This window comes from Butyrivibrio sp., from assembly GCF_017635265.1.
Classification (GTDB): domain Bacteria; phylum Bacillota; class Clostridia; order Lachnospirales; family Lachnospiraceae; genus Butyrivibrio.
Genome location: NZ_JAGBLU010000128.1, coordinates 61,218 through 78,465 on the forward strand (window position 1 = coordinate 61,218; position 17,248 = coordinate 78,465).

A 17,248-nucleotide genomic window follows, 5' to 3' on the forward strand; every position below is an offset into this window, starting at 1 on the left:
GCTCGTGAAATACCTCGCTAAGTGCTCTGCTCAAAACAAAGGGATGTGACACTCTTGCCACACCCCATAATTCTTAATCTACCTCAACTTCTTCCTCAGGTGCAGAATCAGCTTCGTGGTATTCCTTCTCTGTGTTGACATTCCATATGTTGCTACGGTCTGTCTCCCCACTAAGAATATTCTTAACCGTCTCAAAAGAAGTGCACATTGAATGGTCAATGTTATTGTATCTGTGTTGTCCGTTTCGACCAACACAGTATAGATTATCAATGGTATTAAGATAATCCACCAGTTTATCCATCTCTTCATATGTATCAAAATAAGCAGGATAAGCCTTCTTTACTCTCTCCATATGATAATCCAAAACCTCATCAGCGCTGCTTATAAGATTGAGGGTAACCATCTCTCCAATTGCCATTTTGGCAAATTCATCTTCAGACATGTTCCACATTGAATCACCTTCAAAGCAGAAATACTCAAGTCCAACCCAAACTGTATTTTCAAGGTCCTTAACAAGATATGGTGACCAGTTGTTATAAATCTGGAAGCGTCCCATCTTAACAGTCCTGTCCTGAACATAAACCCAGTTGTCAGGAACAATATTACCAATAGTCTTAATCTTGGTCTTATTTTCAAGGTTAAGTTTTGGAACTAAAACTCCAAGAGTCATATAGTCTCTGTACGGAAGTCCCTTGGCAATTCTAAGTGGCTCATCAGGAACATCATTCATTCCCTCTACGAGGTCTTTAACAGGCATAGAACTAATGACTATATCTCCCTCAATTTCCATCTCTTTTCCATCAAAGAGATATGTTATTCCCTTTATATGATTGCCATTTTTTCTTATCTTTGTAACCTTGGCATTACATACAATTGTTCCTCCGAGATTTTTTATCTCAGCAGCTGTAACATCCCAAAGCTGACCAGGACCAAGTTTAGGATAGCTAAACTCTTCAATCAGTGAAGTTTCAACCTTCCCATCCGTTTTGCCGGATTTTTTCCTGAAAGCGTTCTTAAGAACTGCCATTATAGACACGCCCTTAACTCTCTGAGCTCCCCAGGACGGATCAATTTCTGATGGGTGCCTTCCCCAAAGATTCTCAGTATAATATTCAAAAAACATTGAGTATAGCTTTTTCCCAAATCTGTTTACATAAAAATCCTCCAAAGACTTCTCTTTTCTTTTAAAGATCAAAGCCCAAAGATATGAAAAACCACAGGCGATAGTCTTTTTAATTCCCATGTTCTTAAAGGTTTCTAGCTTAAGAGAAATAGGATAATCATAAAACTTCTTATCAAAGAATATCCTAGATACCCTGTTCCTTCTGAGCATAACCCTGTCTGTTTTTTCAGGATTCGGGCCACCCTCAGCCAATGGCATAGGTCTGTCCAAAACTATATCATCGTATGTTGGTGCACCTTGAAGAGGCAACATTTTCTGCCACCACTCATTAACCTCAGGAACCTTGGAAAAGAACCTGTGTCCTCCCATATCCATGCGATTGCCTTTATAATTAACTGTTTTGGAAATACCACCAAACTGATTTGTTTCCTCAAAAACAACAACCTGATAATCCTTTGACTTGGTCAAAAGCTCATACGCTGCTGTAAGACCCGCAGGTCCCGCCCCAATAATAAGTACTTTTTTCATCTAACTTTTCCCTCTTTAGTTAGTGTTTTAACAATAAGAGTAGTATACAACAACGCAGGTTTTTCTTCAATAAAATTGAAAAAGGCCCTCTTTAGCTAAGAAGGCCTAAAACAGCACTATTAAAATTATTATTCTGAATCCGGTTTTGCAAGCCTGTACTCACCATTTATCAGCTTTTCATAGTAATCCGGATAATACTCTTTCAACATATCATCACGATACTTATAATACTCGTTTGGATCAAATTCAGATATTTTAACGTAATCCGTATCGTAATAGACTGATGGCTCATATTTCTCCATATAGTTTGGTAAATGTGCCAAAAGCCTTGCAAAAATCTGTCTTCCTGTGAGTGTAAGATGGACTCCGTCAATCAGATACTGATCAGCTGTATCTATATATAGATCACAATGGGTACCAAACATTGCATCAAAGGATTCAATATCTTCATCTTCGGCAACATTTTGTGACTTTCTTGCATAATTGGCCAAAGTATCAAAGTAATTGCTTACAACATAGGTATCCCCTATCAGATTGTTATCACTATCATAATACACACCATAAAAAGGAGTTAAAAGAATGATTGTGGCATCTGGGCTCAACTCCTTTAACTTATCAATTCCTGTACACATGGCATCGTAGAAACAATGCATCGAATCACCGTCATACTGCGTATGGTCAAGCGGAAGTCCCAAAAAGAAATCATTGGTGCCATAAGAAAGAAAATAGTAATCAACCTCTTTAGGATCAACCTTATTCATAGTTTCAAGAATTTCCGGATACTCTGATAAAACACTATTCCTATCAGCCTGTCCGGATAAAGCATATGTCATGCCCAAAAAGCTTGTTGAAACAAGACTTTCAGGACTTACATCAGAAGTTGTCATCTCGATGGCTCCTGTTGTACCTCCAATCCCCAAATTGTAGACTACTGAATCAGGGACTCTCTCTCCAATTAAATGTGGAATATCTGTGCCGTCGCTTCTACCGTTGGCAAACTGGCTGTCTCCTAAAAACACCATAACAGTCTTATCCGGCTCTTTAACTTCCTCTGATGTGGCAACAGTAGCTGCAGCAGAAGTCTCAACTATAGATGTAGATACTGACGCACTCGCCTCTTCCAAAACAGGCTCCATCAGACCATCAACTACAATCGTAGAAGAACTCTCAGAAGCAAAATCTACCGCACTCATGGCTGTAGAAGCATCAGTGCTTTCTGTCTCATCATTTATATACTCTGTTGCCTTCTGAGTATCATCCTCTTGAAGACCACATCCTGTAATAACAGTAACAAAAGTCATGACAGTTGCAATTGTCGTCAAATATCTTTTTTTCATATCAACATCCTTCCTGTATTTCTCATAAATCTTCTTACGATATGATTGTATCACTTTGATTTTTCTTGTGAATAGAAAGACTTCAATCTTAAGAATATCTACCGCAAATCTTAAGAAAGTCTTAAGAAATAAACGTTAATCTGATAACTTTTTAATTCCAATAAAAGCAGTCAAAATAAATCTAATAAAACTTATAATAACAAGTCCATAAGCAATTCCATTTATTCCGAGTGCCATAGTCATTGGGATAACTACAAGACAAAAGCATGCACCATAAACACCATTTATGGCAAGCTGCATTTTTTCTTTTGAAAAGCTCATTATCACAACCATAAGAGAACCGGAAATAAAATAGAGTATCTGCCCAAGATTAGCCAGAAAAAAGAATCTTTTAGCTTCCTCAAATATGTCAGGGTACATAATCTTAACAAATATGTATGATACTCCGGTGCAGGCAAGAGCGCCGACAGCAGTTAACACCAAAAGAAATATACTGATGAGTCCAAATTTCTTTCGATTAAGTTCGATCTTATAGTTGGTAAGATAGCTGATGATAACCCCATTAAGCGGAGTTGTAAGCATAGCAACGATTTTGCCTATAAGACTTGCCGCATAAAACACCGTAACTTCTCTTCCACCAACTACAAGTCGAAGAAGAATTCTGTCTGAATGGAGTATAAGCGCCGCAAGGAGATTGCTTGCTGAAATATACCACAAAGACTTCATGTTTTCTTTGAAGCTATCGGAAAGTCCGGTATATGGACTTCTAAAGATATGCCCTCTTAAAAAAGTGTAGGTGATACCAAAAGCTTCACCTATAAAGAGAGTTGCTGCCCAGCTCTTTGTTACAGGATATAACCAAAGGCCTATAACATATCCAAGAGAAACCATTCCAAAGAAGATAAAATAATCTTTGAACCGGATGGTCATTCGCCACTCAACATCAGCATAGTATCTGACTACAGTTATGATCATCAAAAGAAGGACCTGAATATATATATGTCCCTCAAGGTTTCCCAAGACAAAAAGAGCTACCAATGACACTACAACTGATATCCCTGCTACTATCAAAAGAAATAAGTTGTAATCTCCGTTACTTTCTACCCTGTCTTTTTTGGCAACCATTCTGGAATAGCTGGCTGCTGTACCAAACCCGGCTCCCATAATAGATACGGCAGAAATCAAATAAAGAACGGTGCCAAAAGCATCCGCTCCAACCCTGAACTCAAGTCCGGGATAGATAAGCAGCTGAAGGACACCGTTATATATTACCAGCGCCAAAACACTGAATATAAAATCTTTAGAAGCACTAAATAAAAGCTTCTTACTATTATTTTTCATTACTAACATCTCATTTCATCAGATCTGTTTCTTTATGTCTCTGAAGCATGTTGAGCTGCATTTCAAACTCACGCCTGTTGTTGATAGCCATTGTCGATAATATAACTCCCGCAAAAAAGCTCTGAACAGCCGCAAGTAATACAAAACAGCACACAATAAGCGTAGGAAATCTTGGAACCATATGTGTGATCCAATATTCCTGAATGATTGGAACTAAGAATATCAAAGAAAGTATCGTTAACAGAACTGCAAATATAGTAAAGAAACCAAATGGCTTGTAGCTTCTGTAAAGCCTTGCTATTGTCTTAAGAACCTTAAATCCATCAGCATATGTGTTGAGCTTACTCTCTGACCCCTCAGGACGATCTCTGTAATCGATGATGACATTGTCTATCTGCATGTTATTGTAAACAGCATGAATAGTCATCTCTGTTTCAATTTCAAATCCCTTGGACAGAACCGGAAATGTTTTAACAAATTCATAACTGAATGCTCTGAATCCTGTCATAATATCTCTTATGTTGCAATTAAAGAGCCTATTAATACTGCCTCTCACAAGGTTGTTACCAAAATTATGGAACGGCCTTTTATTTTCCTCATAGTAAGTACTTGATAATCTGTCGCCTACTACCATATCCGAGTTGTGATTGAGCACGAGATCAACCATTTCAGGCGCTGACTCCATTGGATATGTATCATCACCATCAACCATTACATAAACAAGGGCATCAATTTCACGAAACATTCTCCTTATTACATTGCCCTTTCCCTGCATATATTCATTTCTTACAACAGCGCCCTCAGCTTTAGCTATTTCCGCTGTGCGATCCTTGGAGTTATTGTTATAAACATAAATTGTAGCATCAGGCAGTGCTGCCTTGGCATCACGAATAACTTTTCCTATTGTCTTTTCCTCGTTGTAACAAGGAATCAAAACTGCTATCTTGTCCATTCTTTCCCCTTTGTTATCTTATATGCAAGGTACACTATGAATACTTTCGTACACTTGCATGTAACATTGTAAACTGATAATGAATTAATATCAAATCTTTCGATAATCTTCAACGCAAAGTATATACATATATAGTATACGGTGACGAATCATCATTATAACTCTTTAATAACTCAATTCCCACTTCGTCAGCATTTGATATATCTATCCTTGAAAAGATATATTTGCAGCCGAGATTTTTAAGTGCCTCTGCATTAATGTAAATATCATTGTCTGAAACACCACTCATACTTTTTGTTGCCATTACAATAGACAAATCCGTACCTGAATACAGATAACACCTTGCTCCCCATTCATCAAAATAAAGCCTGGTTGGCTCCATACGATCAAGAGCCGGAGCGATCACTTCTCTAAATTCCTCTTTATAGCTTTGGGGGTAAAAGCCAAGATAACCATCAAGTGTATAGATTCCATTATACTCAAGAATTGCCGGATGCATCCCATAAGCAACACTATACTCACCTGACTTATAATCAAGGTCCTCTTTTATCTCATCAAAAAGATCTGTTGAATAAAACTCTCTGAAATTCAACGCATCATTATCATGTCCAAAAATCCTGCTGCGAACTGTAAGCTTTGCAGTATGATATAGGTCGTTATACTTGGTTGGTGATACAAGAACTATAAAAACAGCTACCAAGACTATCATATAAGGCATACTGATAAATACCTTCTTGATAAATAATTTCTTTCCCGGCTCTGAATTCACTTTTCCACTTATCCACATGTATAAGCGATATACAAGAATAAATAACATCATGCACCACAGAAATGGATTAAAAAAGATTGTCCTGTTGTACTGAAATCCTGTAAGTGGCGGAACTAGTGTTTCAATAACATTCTCCACAGCCTGTGAATAATACAGTCCATATACTACGCAGTTAAAGACTATGATAATAAAACATAAATTATAGTAATCTTTAAAGATATCTCTGACACTGTTCTTCACAATATATCCAATATTCAAAATTACCAGATAAGCCAGGCATAATGGCATAACAAAATACTTATGAAGATCATCGGCGTGCATCATGCCATTTACAAAAATATCAAAACTCTCTCCAACAATCTCATTAAATGACAAATATGTCTGAACCATAGTTTCTCTGATAGTTTCTGTATCAGAAAACAGCATCATGTTAAAAAGCCTGTATTCAAACACAACATTTCCTATGCCAAGCACCACGAGTGCAATTACAAGATTCAGATTAAGTTTCCTATCTCTTATCCACAACCAGATAATTGCAATGAACAAATATCCAAGAATAAAGAAACCCAAATATGAAAAGTATGAAATAAACGGGTAACAAAAAATAAGTAAAATATGCCCAGGAAATGATGTCCCCCTATTATACCTGTACACTTTTCTCAAAAGATATATAATAAGCGGTATCGATGCAAACGGAATTCCAAAAGCCGGAAAAAGATTAAGGACACCATACAATAAGCCAACCAAAGTAGCAAGATTCAAAACATGCAGATCAAGTTCTCTCCCGGGATTTTTTTGTGATACAACATCAATAAACAATAGCCTGCATGAGAAAACTGCTATCACCACTTTAAGAATATATCCAATTACATAGGCTGCAAATGGTGAAAAAAACATGTATAGAACAGTATACAAAGATAACTCACTTGGCAGTACATCTCTTGAAACGCCATTAAGAAATGGTGCAGCTGCGCCATGCGAGAAAAAAATCCCTTCATTTTTAAGCATGGCAAACTGTGCCATAAACAAATCCAGATTATCCTGAACTGCAATATAGCTGTTTTCCCCAATCACAGCATAAATCACAGTCACCATCAACAAAAACAGACCGACAACACAAACTCCAAATAATCCGCCTTTAGTTTGAATTTTTGTCTTCATACCACAACCTCTACAAAACAACTAAAAAAATATCATCTACCTTTTTCTTTAAGCCATTTCACTTCTATAAAATCTAACAATCTCTTAATTCCATAAGCTGCAAAAGGAATCCAATAAACATAGTATCTCATGGCATATCTGGATGAACCCTCCCAAAACTCATGAAAAACCATCCCACCAAAAATCAGGATTAAAAGCAGCATCTCAGAGTCAGAAACATGTTTTTTTCTAAGCACCCCAACCAGATAAATCACAACTCCAAGATAACATACCGTCATGTATACATTCATAACCCATTGCATTATAGTGGAACCAAAACCTGAAACCAGAAAGCCTGCCAGCCATGTCGGATTGTCATGATGCCTGTTTACAAGATCAAGGTTATGAGTTGATATACATACCGAATCCGCCCATTGAGTGAGGAATTTCCTCAAAAAAAACTTACATGCATGAAGCGGTCTTTTAGCAAAATCATTTAGGGTTTCTTTAATATTTTCTATAGCTGCCGCTTTGGTTGCCTCAGTATCATAATTATTTTCCGCAAAAACATGATAATTATATCCATTGTACCAACCATCTTCAAGTTCACTTTCCTGAAGTCCCATGGCAATATGTGAAACAGCAGGACTTCCGGATGGAATCTTATCAAGTCCTGTCACATTACAGTAATACGCATTAACTAAGCCCTTAACACCAAAAGTCAAAATAACCATGACCAATGCTACACTCAGACCCAATGTAGCTCTTTTAATCCAAGCGAAGCTTCCTTCATTACTTTTTTTAACTGCAAATTCACTTTCAGAAGCATCCTTCCTTTGTATCAGATCCAAAAAAAGCACCATTACCAACGCAATCATCGCAATCTCGCAATTGGTTTTTAACATTATAGCAAGCGCAATAGCTACTCCGGACCATATTCCATAGCGAAGCTTTTTTCTCTTCATATACAGAATTTCAAAAAAAAGAGCGATAGTCTGAGGTGCCATGCTTAGGATGTCTCCATAGATATAGGTCACATAATTGTAAAAGAAAAGCATTCCTGCAGAAAGAACTGCCATAATTCCGCAAACTTCTCTATCACCAAATAGCTCCCATGTCACTTGATACAAGAGATAAACTGTAATAAGAATTGATATAAGCTGCACCAAATCCCAGACAATGTAATTCCCGGTTCCAAATATAGTACACATCACCTGCCCAAAAGCAACATATCCAAGCTGAAATGGCCAAATGTAAAGATATCCTTCTTTACCGGTCAGCGATGAATAATCTCCAACCATAAAAGAATTAATAATATCGTCCAATGTTTTTGAATCATTTACCGGAAGAGGTCTTATGGCAAAAATCAATACAAGGCAATATGCAATACAAAATCCCAAAGCAAATATTAAAGGTCCTCTTTTTTGCTTAAACACACTACGTTTTTTTAAAACCATAAACACAAAAACTACTCCTACGAAAAAAAGCAGGAGTAGCAATATATTCTCTCTTCCATAATGTGGCCAATCGTTATCACAACCATAGTCATAATAAATCGTAGTTACTGTACTTGTCCCAAGCACCAAAACAGCCGCCACCAAAAGGCAAAAAACTATTATTAAATTAAATACTTTTTTTATCTTAAACAATCAATTATCCCTCAGCTCACCTGATGGTTCTCATCATTTAAAAGCTTAACAACATCAATCAAAGTATAAAGATAAGCTCCAACGTAAAACAGCGAAACCACAGTCATATTAACAATATCCCTCGCTCCAAAAAGAGCATAGGCATATGTCGCAAGCGAGCAAACATTAGCTATAAACATAGGCCACACAATGTTCTTTCTAACCAGAACAGCAAAAGGTGTTAGTATAAGCAACATAGCATAGTCATATCTCTCATGCATTCCCGGAAGCAGAATCACGCAGGTCCAAGCGGTCCAAATAGCAATGTAAACTACAGTTTTCCTATCTATGTTATCCTTTCGCCTATAACAAAAAAACGCAATTATGACCAATACTACAAAAAGAGTCATTATAGCTGCTCCTGACAAGAGCTTATCAAAATCATCAAATCCAAGGTTATAGAGATTGGGAAAAAATGAAACCATTCCATACCCTTCAGAATCCAATTCCTGAGTCTGATACAGGTATGAAAGATATGTTTTCTTTAATCCATTTTGACAAAAAACTTCCGGAAGACCTGCAATCAGATAAACAGCCGGAATCCATAAAAACTCTAAAATACTGAAGGTATTTCTTTTACCGGAGTCCTTTAAAACCCTATCGTAGCTGTGAAAACCTTCTGTAATGTATAAAATCAGATAAACAGGTAAAAAAAATATCGCCTGAAGCTTAATCGCAAAAGCCACACCATACCAGATAAATGAAACTCTGTATTCCTGTTTTAAAAGCTTATACAACGAAATCACCAAAAAACATGAATAAAGAGCATCAACCTGTTTCCACAGTGCACCGTTAAAAGCAACAAACGGAAGAAATAATGTGGCAACACCGGCAAACATTGAATGATGTTTTCTTCCTGTCAAAAGATAAAAAATCTTGCAAATAAAAACAGCAGATACAAGCTCACAGACAAATGCAACAATACTAAGCGGAAGCCAAGGCTCCACCGGAAAGAGCGAGCAAATCGCATACATCACATTAAGCGGAACATAATAATCACCGATAGCATTACCAAGTCCTTTTATGATGCCGTTCTCTCTATAATAATCTACCCACACCTTATAGTAATCGTTATAATCAGGAGAAAGTGTAGTTTCAGAAGCAAACTTAATGCGTATGAAAAAGGCCGCCAGCAAAAGAAGACATAAACAGATTTCATACATATACTTACTGATTATATTTTTCAGGAATCTATCTATTGCCATTTCTTTTTTCATTCTTTTCCCCTTATTTAGCTGTTAATGCGATCATCGTAATCATCCTTTTATCATGAACATATCTGCATCAACCAAGCCATTTTAAATCGACTTCGTCGATGAGGCTTGGTTGACTCTTCACTCATATTCTCACGAAATCCGCAGTATATGCGGATTTCTGAAATTCAGTTCAAGAAGTCATACTTCAGGAAAATCGTACTTTGTCTTATCCTCAACGCTTATCTCATCACCAATCTGAACTTCATTGATAACAAGCTCAGTTTTAGCGATAACAGTGTGTTTCTGACCAGCCTTTATTGACACTACTGAACCGGGTTTTATCTCAGTCTTCACGCCATCAAGGATGACAGTTCCTTCACCGTTCATAACAGTCCATACCTCATCCCTGTGGTCATGACTATGGTAGTGAAGCTTGTGCTCCGGTAAAAGAACTATCCTTATTACCATGGCTTTATCCTGAATATCTACAATAGTAAAGCTTCCCCAAGACTTTTCAGCATAGCGCACCTTATTATCAAGTTTCTCCACAAAAGGTTTGATATAACTTGACTGAGCCTTGTCAGCAACCAAAATCCCGTCATTTGATGCGGCAACAATCATGTCTTTTAGTCCCATTGCTATAATGGGAATATTCAATTCATTAACTATGTTGCTGTTCTCACAAGTATCATCCATGTCAGCCTTGCCGATAATCTTCTCATGCATTTCTTCGGCAAATGTATTCCATGATCCGATATCTTTCCATGAGCCTGAAAATCTTACAACACCAATAGACTTCTCATGTTCACCAACCGCATAGTCAAAACTGATTTTCCTGCAATCACCATAGTGATCATAAAGATCCTGATAATCCTTAAAATCAATAAGTTCATGAGCCCTGTCTAAAATGTAACCAAGCTTAAATGCAAACACTCCGCAGTTCCAAAGAGCACCCTCGTCAATGTACTTCTGCGCTGTAGTAACGTCAGGTTTTTCTTTAAATGCAGATACTTTACTGATATGGTCTTTGGTCTCAGGCTGGATATATCCATATTTCTCACTTGGATATGTTGGCTCAACCCCCATGAGATTAAGCTTATAGTCACCGGACTTAACCATCTTATCAAGTTCTTTAAAACACTCAAAATAGCTATCATCTACATATGGATCAACCGGGCAGATAATAACAGCATCATCTCTGTCAATACCAAGCTTATCAGAAAGGTATGCGGCAGCAAGGGCAATAGCAGGAAATGTATCTCGTCTTGTAGGCTCCACACAAACCGAAACCTTATCACCGAGCTGGTTATGAATTGATGAAACCTGAGTTTTACTGGTTGCTATTGTAATGTTTGCATCAGAATCTATTTTCTTTATCTGACTGTAAACACGCTGAACCATTGATTCAAGATTATGTCCGTCCTTACGTGCTATTTCACCCTTATCAAAATTATCAGTTGTCTGCTCATTCTCAGGGTGAAAAATTTTGATAAACTGTTTTGACCTTACATCATTTGAAAGTGGCCATAATCTCTTTCCGCTGCCACCTGATAATAAAACTATATTCATTTAAAACCTCTTTATATCTTCTATATTTTACAAAATCAGCCCATCCAGGCATTTACACATTCAATCACTCTCTGCTGTTCTTCCTTAGTCATCCCTGTGTATATCGGAAGAGACACAACTTCGTTTGCATACTTTTCAGTTATAGAAAGGCTTCCAACAGGAAGTTCAAGATACTCATAAGCCTGTGATCTGTGAGGCGGAATCGGATAATGTATCAGCGTCATGATACCATTCTCCTCAAGATACTGTCTGAAAGCATCACGTGCTTTGCTCTGCTCCTCACCTTCCTTGGCAGGTATTCTTAAAACATACTGATGCCATACACAGGTAGAACCTTCAGCAACAGTCGGCTTGATAACCAAAGGATTAGTGATGCCTTCTGCGTAACGCTGACCAAGCTCATATCTCTCGTTAGTGATATCTTCCATATGTGTTAACTTAACTCTAAGGAGCCCGGCTTGAAGTTCATCAAGCCTTGAGTTAGCACCAACAACCATGTTGTGATATCTCTTTTCACTGCCATAATTTCTGTAAATCTTCATTAATCGGGCAAGTTCAGGATCATTGGTTGTGACTGCACCTGCGTCACCATAGGCTCCCATATTCTTGGATGGATAAAAAGAAAAACATCCAAAATCGCCAAAGCTTCCTGTCATCTGTCCATTGTGACACGCGCCATGTGATTGAGCGCAGTCCTCAACAAGTTTAAGGTTATGCCTCTTGCAGATATCCACAATTTTAGTCATATTGGCAGCCTGCCCATAAAGGTGAACTACCAGTATCGCCTTAGTCTTATCCGTAATCTTCTCTTCTATCTTGTCAGCATCAATCTGATAATGCTCATCAGGTTCCACAAAAACAGGAGTTGCATCATTGATTGTGATTCCCATTACACTTGCAATATAAGTATTGCCCTGAACAATTACTTCGTCACCCTTGCCGATTCCAATAACTCTAAAGGCAAGCCACAGAGCATCAAGTCCACTGGCAAGTCCAACCGAGTACTTTGTTCCGACATAGTCGGCAAACTCTGTTTCAAAATTCTCAACTTCTTTTCCGAGAATATACCAACCTGAACGAAGAACTTCTAACGCTTTATCCTCATATTCCTTCTGATATCTTTCAAAGCCTCTGTCCATGCGGCCCTGCATTATCTTTTCCATATTTTTCCCTCTAATTTAACTATAAACAAACAGCTGAATTACGTCATCACTCATTATATCAGCCGGTCTTCTTTCATTTTATCAATCACTTATCGTCATGTCTTTTCACTTCATCAATAATAAAAGGAGGTCTCTTCCTTGCTTCTTCCAAAGCCCTCCAAATATACTCGCCAAGTATTGACAGCATGATGAATATTGCACCAAAGCCAAACAACACAACAGACATTATCGACGCATATCCTAAAATCGGAGTACCTACTGTAAACTTTTCATGAATTACCATAATTATTCCAATAAGAGAACAGATTGCAAAGAAAAATCCCATTGTTGCCATACATCTGATTGGAAAATATGAAAAACTCATCATAGAATCCACAACAAGCTTAATTTTTTTGCCCAGTGTCCACCTGGACTCTCCTACTTCTCTGTCTTTTCTGTGGAAATAAACCTTTTCAGTCTTAAAGCCAATCCACATAACCTGAAGTGTAAGAGAAGAGTTTTTCTCATCCATAAGCTTTAAAACTTCAATAGCTTTCCTGTCCACAAGATAGCAATCACATCCACCCTGTGGCATATCCTTATTTATAGTCTTTCTGACAAGCCAGTAATAGCAACCTGCAAAAAACTTTTTCACAGCACTCTCATCTCTGGATTCTCGAATGGCAAGAACCACCTTATTACCACGTTTCCAACTCTCATACATATCAAGAATGAGTGTTGAATCCTCCTGAAGATCTGCCTGTTTGGTCACAGCACAGTCTCCGGTACATACTGAAAGACCGGCAAGTATTGCAGCATGTTCACCAAAATTTCTTGAAAGCCTTGTACACACTACATTTTTATCCATAGCTGCAATTTTTTGGATTACATCCCAGGAATTATCTCCTGAACCGTCATCTACGAATACAATCTCGTAGTCTCCAAGCTTTCCAAGAATTTTCTCCTTCATATCTGCATACAAAAGTTCCAGTGTATCAGAGTTATAGTACACAGGAATTACAATTGAAATCTTTGACATATTATCCTCTTTAACCCACCTTTTATCTGAACGGCTAAGTATAAAATACATTCAACTGTCAGTTCTCTTCATTAACCTCTTTTATAAAATCATCATAATCTCTTATATATTCACTATCAATATAGTGTTCGCTGGCAAGAACCAAAAGAACTGAATCAGGCGAAAAATCATACATTTCTTTCCACACCATAGGAGCAAGATAAAGGCCCATTCTAGGTTTATCAAGAACAACTACTTCTTTCTTTTTTCCATCATCAACAAGAACCTTACTGCTACCACTCACATTGATAAGTACAAACTGTGTATATCTGTTGGCGTGATTGCCTCTCCTTATATCAGGGTCTGATCCTGACATATAAAAAACTCTCCTGATATCAAAAGGAATATCAAATCCCGAGCCTTCAGCAACTACAAGATTTCCTCTTTCATCGCCATATTCCTTAAATTCCAGTACTTTGTAATTTTCTTTTATTTCTTTCATCGCAGTACTCCAATATATAATAATTACTTATATTTTTATCATTTCTAAAAAATCATATTTTCCAAATTAAACTACTATCACCTCGGCAAAAGAACTGTAGATTCTTTGTCATAATATGTAGCCGTTGCCTGATTTATCCATTCACTACTGTCAGGCGTAACATCCATATAGAAAAGCATTTCCGGATGAACTGAGTATTCAGTAAGTTCGGCGTTCTTTATGGAATCATCGCGGAGTATGCCAAGTCTCTCCGCATTTTCCTGTTTGTAAGTTGCCGCTCTTCCACTGATAATATCATAAAGCGCCGATGTACAGGAGTAATACTCGGGTTCAGGCTTTATTGAAAGAACCGATCCAACTGCAAGAATAGCTATGCAGCCTGCTATGATTATTGAAGGTACAGAATAAAAAAAGTCATTACTGTTTTCGCTGACATTAGCATCAACTATAGCTTCACTTATATCATTATATTTTTCAACAACAACACACACATATGTCTCTTCAAAATATTGTCTTGCCACAGCAGTCAAATAAAACAATACAAGCACCAGCATAAAGACAAATTCCATAAATGCTAATGCCTTAAGTCTTCCGGCATCAATATTTGCAGTAGCAAAAATAGGTGGAGTCATATTGGATGACACTAATAAAAATGAGAACAATGTAAATAAAATAGGGTGCTCAAGTTTCACCCTAAGCCCTTCCGCCATCTTCCAAAAAACAGGAACAAGCATGACAAGAATTACCAACACTTCCCATCTGGTCATATCATTGAAAAGCATATCAAAAGTATTATACAGAGACACAAACACCGCTTTCACGGGGCTCATCTGCGTTGTCTCGGCAAATCTGTTTGAATTGCCGGGCCCAAAACATGAAAAAGAAAAACCAATCAGATTGATAACCAGAGGAATCCAAATATAACCGAATGATTTTCTTTGTGAAGCATCAATTCCTTGAATATCGAACTTTCCAAGCTTGACCATCACAAAAACAAACAATAATAATACTGAACAAATGGCAAGTTCAAGAGCTGACAGATAGTTGGCACCTCCCATGAAGAATGCCCAAATTGAAGCCCATATCAGTTTTCTGCATCTTGTCTTTTCATCTACATCATAAACCGACCTGATAAGAAGTCCCAGCCAAAAGAATGCCATTCCAAAGGTAAAAGTATAATTGATGGCTCCGCTGTACCAGTAAAAAGCCTCAACTCTAGTACCTGCACCATTAAGACAATTAACCATCATGAACAAAGTCAGCATTCTGACAACATTTGTAAGGTCTTTATCAAGGTGCAGCGCCCGCAGAAAGAGAGCATCAAAAAAGTAGCACACACCAAACGTTAACATTCCCAAAACAAGAAAAGGTGTCAAGAAATAAAAAACCTCTCCAAAAACACTCGGGCAAATGCAAGTCAGAATTATTGAAAAAAAATAACCTTCGTACTGACTGTACACCACCCATGATTTTTGAAGCGAAGCAATAATCGTTCCAAAAATATCCCCATTCTGTACGAAATACTGTCTGGTTTCAAGAGCCATAGAGAAATCATCAGCTGACGGGAAATCATAAAATCCTAAAAGGAGCATCGGAATCAATCCAATTACATAAATAACTGTAAAAAAGATGCTAAGTTTTCTTGTATTAAGTTTTATATTGAATTTAGGCGTCTTATAACTAAACATCAGTATCCTTTATCTGCTACACTTCGTCTTATCAATTACTTGTATAGGCAAATAATTAACTATTAGCAATAGTAGTCCTTGTACCACTTGGCAAAAGACCTAAGTCCGTCGCGAAGAGGAGTTTCCGGCTTAAATCCGAAATCATTCTGAAGTGCAGTAACATCGGCATAGGTTATCTCAACATCTCCGGGCTGCATTGGAACCAGTTCTTTGTGCGACTCAAAGTCATAATCCTTTGGAAGCACCCCTGCACCTATAAGCTCCTGTTGTAAAATATCCACAAAATCCAATAGGTTTATGGGATCATTATTACCTATATTGTAAATCCTGTATTTTACCCCATTTTCATTTTCTGACGGAGCAACCTGCATAACATTCACAACGCCTTTAACTATATCATCAATAAAAGTAAAATCTCTCTTACAGTTACCATAGTTAAAAATCTTAATCTTGTCACCATTTACAAGCTTGTTGGTAAATCCAAAATATGCCATATCCGGCCGTCCTGCAGGACCGTAAACAGTAAAGAAACGAAGTCCTGTTGAAGGAATCCCGTAGAGCTTTGAATATGAATGGGCCAAAAGTTCATTGGACTTTTTAGTTGCAGCATATAAAGAAACAGGATTATCAACCTTATCTTCTACGCTATATGGAATCTTTTTGTTGGAGCCATATACACTTGAACTTGATGCATAAACAAGATGCTGAACCCCTGCATAATTATCATCTGTTTCATTTATTGGACTTTGATCATCCGACACTTTTCTATATCCATCATATGAATGTCTGCAAGCCTCAAGAATATTGTAAAATCCGATAATATTAGACTCAATATATGCATCAGGATTCTCAATTGAATACCTAACTCCCGCCTGCGCAGCAAGGTTAACAACTACCTCCGGTTTAAACTCTTCAAATACAGAGTTCACAAGCTCTTTATCAGCAATGCTTCCACGTACAAAATCAAATTTGCCCGTATCAGTTACAACATCCTTACTCATTTTATCAGTACTGCCAGATTCATCTTCAGAACAAGCCAGCTCATAAATCTCACGCAGTCTGTCATTTTTAATCTTAGGATCATAATAATCATTCATATTATCAATTCCGTAAATATGAATATCTCTATATGATCTCAATAGTTCTTTACACAAATTGGCACCGATGAACCCAGCTGCCCCTGTTACAAGTATTCTTTTGCCATTTAAAGCTATATTTTTCTCTAACATATCATGTCTCTTTCATACCTAAATAA

13 protein-coding genes are annotated in these 17,248 nt (G+C 37.4%); all 13 read right to left on the reverse strand.

The window, feature by feature from the left end; translation table 11 throughout:
* Positions 1 to 73 precede the first annotated feature (73 nt).
* The gene (locus tag J6O61_RS15985; RefSeq protein ID WP_292215208.1) at positions 74 to 1,651 is read right to left on the reverse strand and encodes an NAD(P)/FAD-dependent oxidoreductase; all 1,578 of its coding nucleotides are present in this window, start codon (positions 1,649 to 1,651) and stop codon (positions 74 to 76) included.
* A gap of 128 nt (positions 1,652 to 1,779) precedes the next feature.
* Complete coding sequence (locus J6O61_RS15990) at positions 1,780 to 2,988, reverse strand: SGNH/GDSL hydrolase family protein (protein WP_292215210.1); 1,209 nt, start codon at positions 2,986 to 2,988, stop codon at positions 1,780 to 1,782.
* 135 nt (positions 2,989 to 3,123) lie between these two features.
* Complete coding sequence (locus J6O61_RS15995; RefSeq protein WP_292215212.1) at positions 3,124 to 4,329, reverse strand: lipopolysaccharide biosynthesis protein; 1,206 nt, start codon at positions 4,327 to 4,329, stop codon at positions 3,124 to 3,126.
* 10 nt (positions 4,330 to 4,339) lie between these two features.
* Positions 4,340 to 5,281: a glycosyltransferase family 2 protein gene (locus J6O61_RS16000; RefSeq protein WP_292215214.1), complete on the reverse strand. Its 942-nt coding sequence runs from the start codon at positions 5,279 to 5,281 to the stop codon at positions 4,340 to 4,342.
* 109 nt (positions 5,282 to 5,390) lie between these two features.
* Entirely contained in the window at positions 5,391 to 7,211 is a 1,821-nt protein-coding gene (locus J6O61_RS16005; RefSeq protein ID WP_292215216.1) for a DUF6044 family protein, read from the reverse strand.
* 32 nt (positions 7,212 to 7,243) lie between these two features.
* On the reverse strand, positions 7,244 to 8,839 hold the full coding sequence (locus tag J6O61_RS16010; RefSeq protein WP_292215218.1) for a glycosyltransferase family 39 protein: 1,596 nt from the start codon (positions 8,837 to 8,839) through the stop codon (positions 7,244 to 7,246).
* A gap of 11 nt (positions 8,840 to 8,850) precedes the next feature.
* Positions 8,851 to 10,095, reverse strand: a complete 1,245-nt coding sequence (locus tag J6O61_RS16015; protein ID WP_292215219.1) for a glycosyltransferase 87 family protein — start codon at positions 10,093 to 10,095, stop codon at positions 8,851 to 8,853.
* Between the two features lie 177 nt (positions 10,096 to 10,272).
* Positions 10,273 to 11,643 (reverse strand): sugar phosphate nucleotidyltransferase, encoded by a 1,371-nt coding sequence (locus J6O61_RS16020; protein ID WP_292215221.1) that lies wholly within the window; start codon positions 11,641 to 11,643, stop codon positions 10,273 to 10,275.
* A gap of 35 nt (positions 11,644 to 11,678) precedes the next feature.
* Complete coding sequence (locus J6O61_RS16025; RefSeq protein ID WP_292215223.1) at positions 11,679 to 12,806, reverse strand: DegT/DnrJ/EryC1/StrS family aminotransferase; 1,128 nt, start codon at positions 12,804 to 12,806, stop codon at positions 11,679 to 11,681.
* 85 nt (positions 12,807 to 12,891) lie between these two features.
* Positions 12,892 to 13,824 (reverse strand): glycosyltransferase family 2 protein, encoded by a 933-nt coding sequence (locus tag J6O61_RS16030; protein WP_292215225.1) that lies wholly within the window; start codon positions 13,822 to 13,824, stop codon positions 12,892 to 12,894.
* Positions 13,825 to 13,882: 58 nt separating this feature from the next.
* On the reverse strand, positions 13,883 to 14,305 hold the full coding sequence (locus J6O61_RS16035; protein ID WP_292215227.1) for a sugar 3,4-ketoisomerase: 423 nt from the start codon (positions 14,303 to 14,305) through the stop codon (positions 13,883 to 13,885).
* Between the two features lie 77 nt (positions 14,306 to 14,382).
* Positions 14,383 to 15,993, reverse strand: a complete 1,611-nt coding sequence (locus J6O61_RS16040; RefSeq protein WP_292215229.1) for a hypothetical protein — start codon at positions 15,991 to 15,993, stop codon at positions 14,383 to 14,385.
* Between the two features lie 62 nt (positions 15,994 to 16,055).
* Positions 16,056 to 17,222: an NAD-dependent epimerase/dehydratase family protein gene (locus tag J6O61_RS16045; RefSeq protein WP_292215231.1), complete on the reverse strand. Its 1,167-nt coding sequence runs from the start codon at positions 17,220 to 17,222 to the stop codon at positions 16,056 to 16,058.
* Positions 17,223 to 17,248 lie beyond the last annotated feature (26 nt).

Excerpts from the sequence above, each read along its gene's own strand:
- J6O61_RS16045 (WP_292215231.1), bottom strand. The coding sequence starts at position 17,222 with ATGTTAGAGAAAAATATAGCTTTAAATGGCAAAAGAATACTTGTAACA.
- J6O61_RS16035 (WP_292215227.1), bottom strand. The coding sequence starts at position 14,305 with ATGAAAGAAATAAAAGAAAATTACAAAGTACTGGAATTTAAGGAATAT.
- J6O61_RS15995 (WP_292215212.1), bottom strand. The coding sequence starts at position 4,329 with ATGAAAAATAATAGTAAGAAGCTTTTATTTAGTGCTTCTAAAGATTTT.
- J6O61_RS16040 (WP_292215229.1), bottom strand. The coding sequence starts at position 15,993 with ATGTTTAGTTATAAGACGCCTAAATTCAATATAAAACTTAATACAAGA.
- J6O61_RS16015 (WP_292215219.1), bottom strand. The coding sequence starts at position 10,095 with ATGAAAAAAGAAATGGCAATAGATAGATTCCTGAAAAATATAATCAGT.
- J6O61_RS16020 (WP_292215221.1), bottom strand. The coding sequence starts at position 11,643 with ATGAATATAGTTTTATTATCAGGTGGCAGCGGAAAGAGATTATGGCCA.
- J6O61_RS16005 (WP_292215216.1), bottom strand. The coding sequence starts at position 7,211 with ATGAAGACAAAAATTCAAACTAAAGGCGGATTATTTGGAGTTTGTGTT.
- J6O61_RS15990 (WP_292215210.1), bottom strand. The coding sequence starts at position 2,988 with ATGAAAAAAAGATATTTGACGACAATTGCAACTGTCATGACTTTTGTT.
- J6O61_RS16025 (WP_292215223.1), bottom strand. The coding sequence starts at position 12,806 with ATGGAAAAGATAATGCAGGGCCGCATGGACAGAGGCTTTGAAAGATAT.
- J6O61_RS16030 (WP_292215225.1), bottom strand. The coding sequence starts at position 13,824 with ATGTCAAAGATTTCAATTGTAATTCCTGTGTACTATAACTCTGATACA.
- J6O61_RS16000 (WP_292215214.1), bottom strand. The coding sequence starts at position 5,281 with ATGGACAAGATAGCAGTTTTGATTCCTTGTTACAACGAGGAAAAGACA.
- J6O61_RS15985 (WP_292215208.1), bottom strand. The coding sequence starts at position 1,651 with ATGAAAAAAGTACTTATTATTGGGGCGGGACCTGCGGGTCTTACAGCA.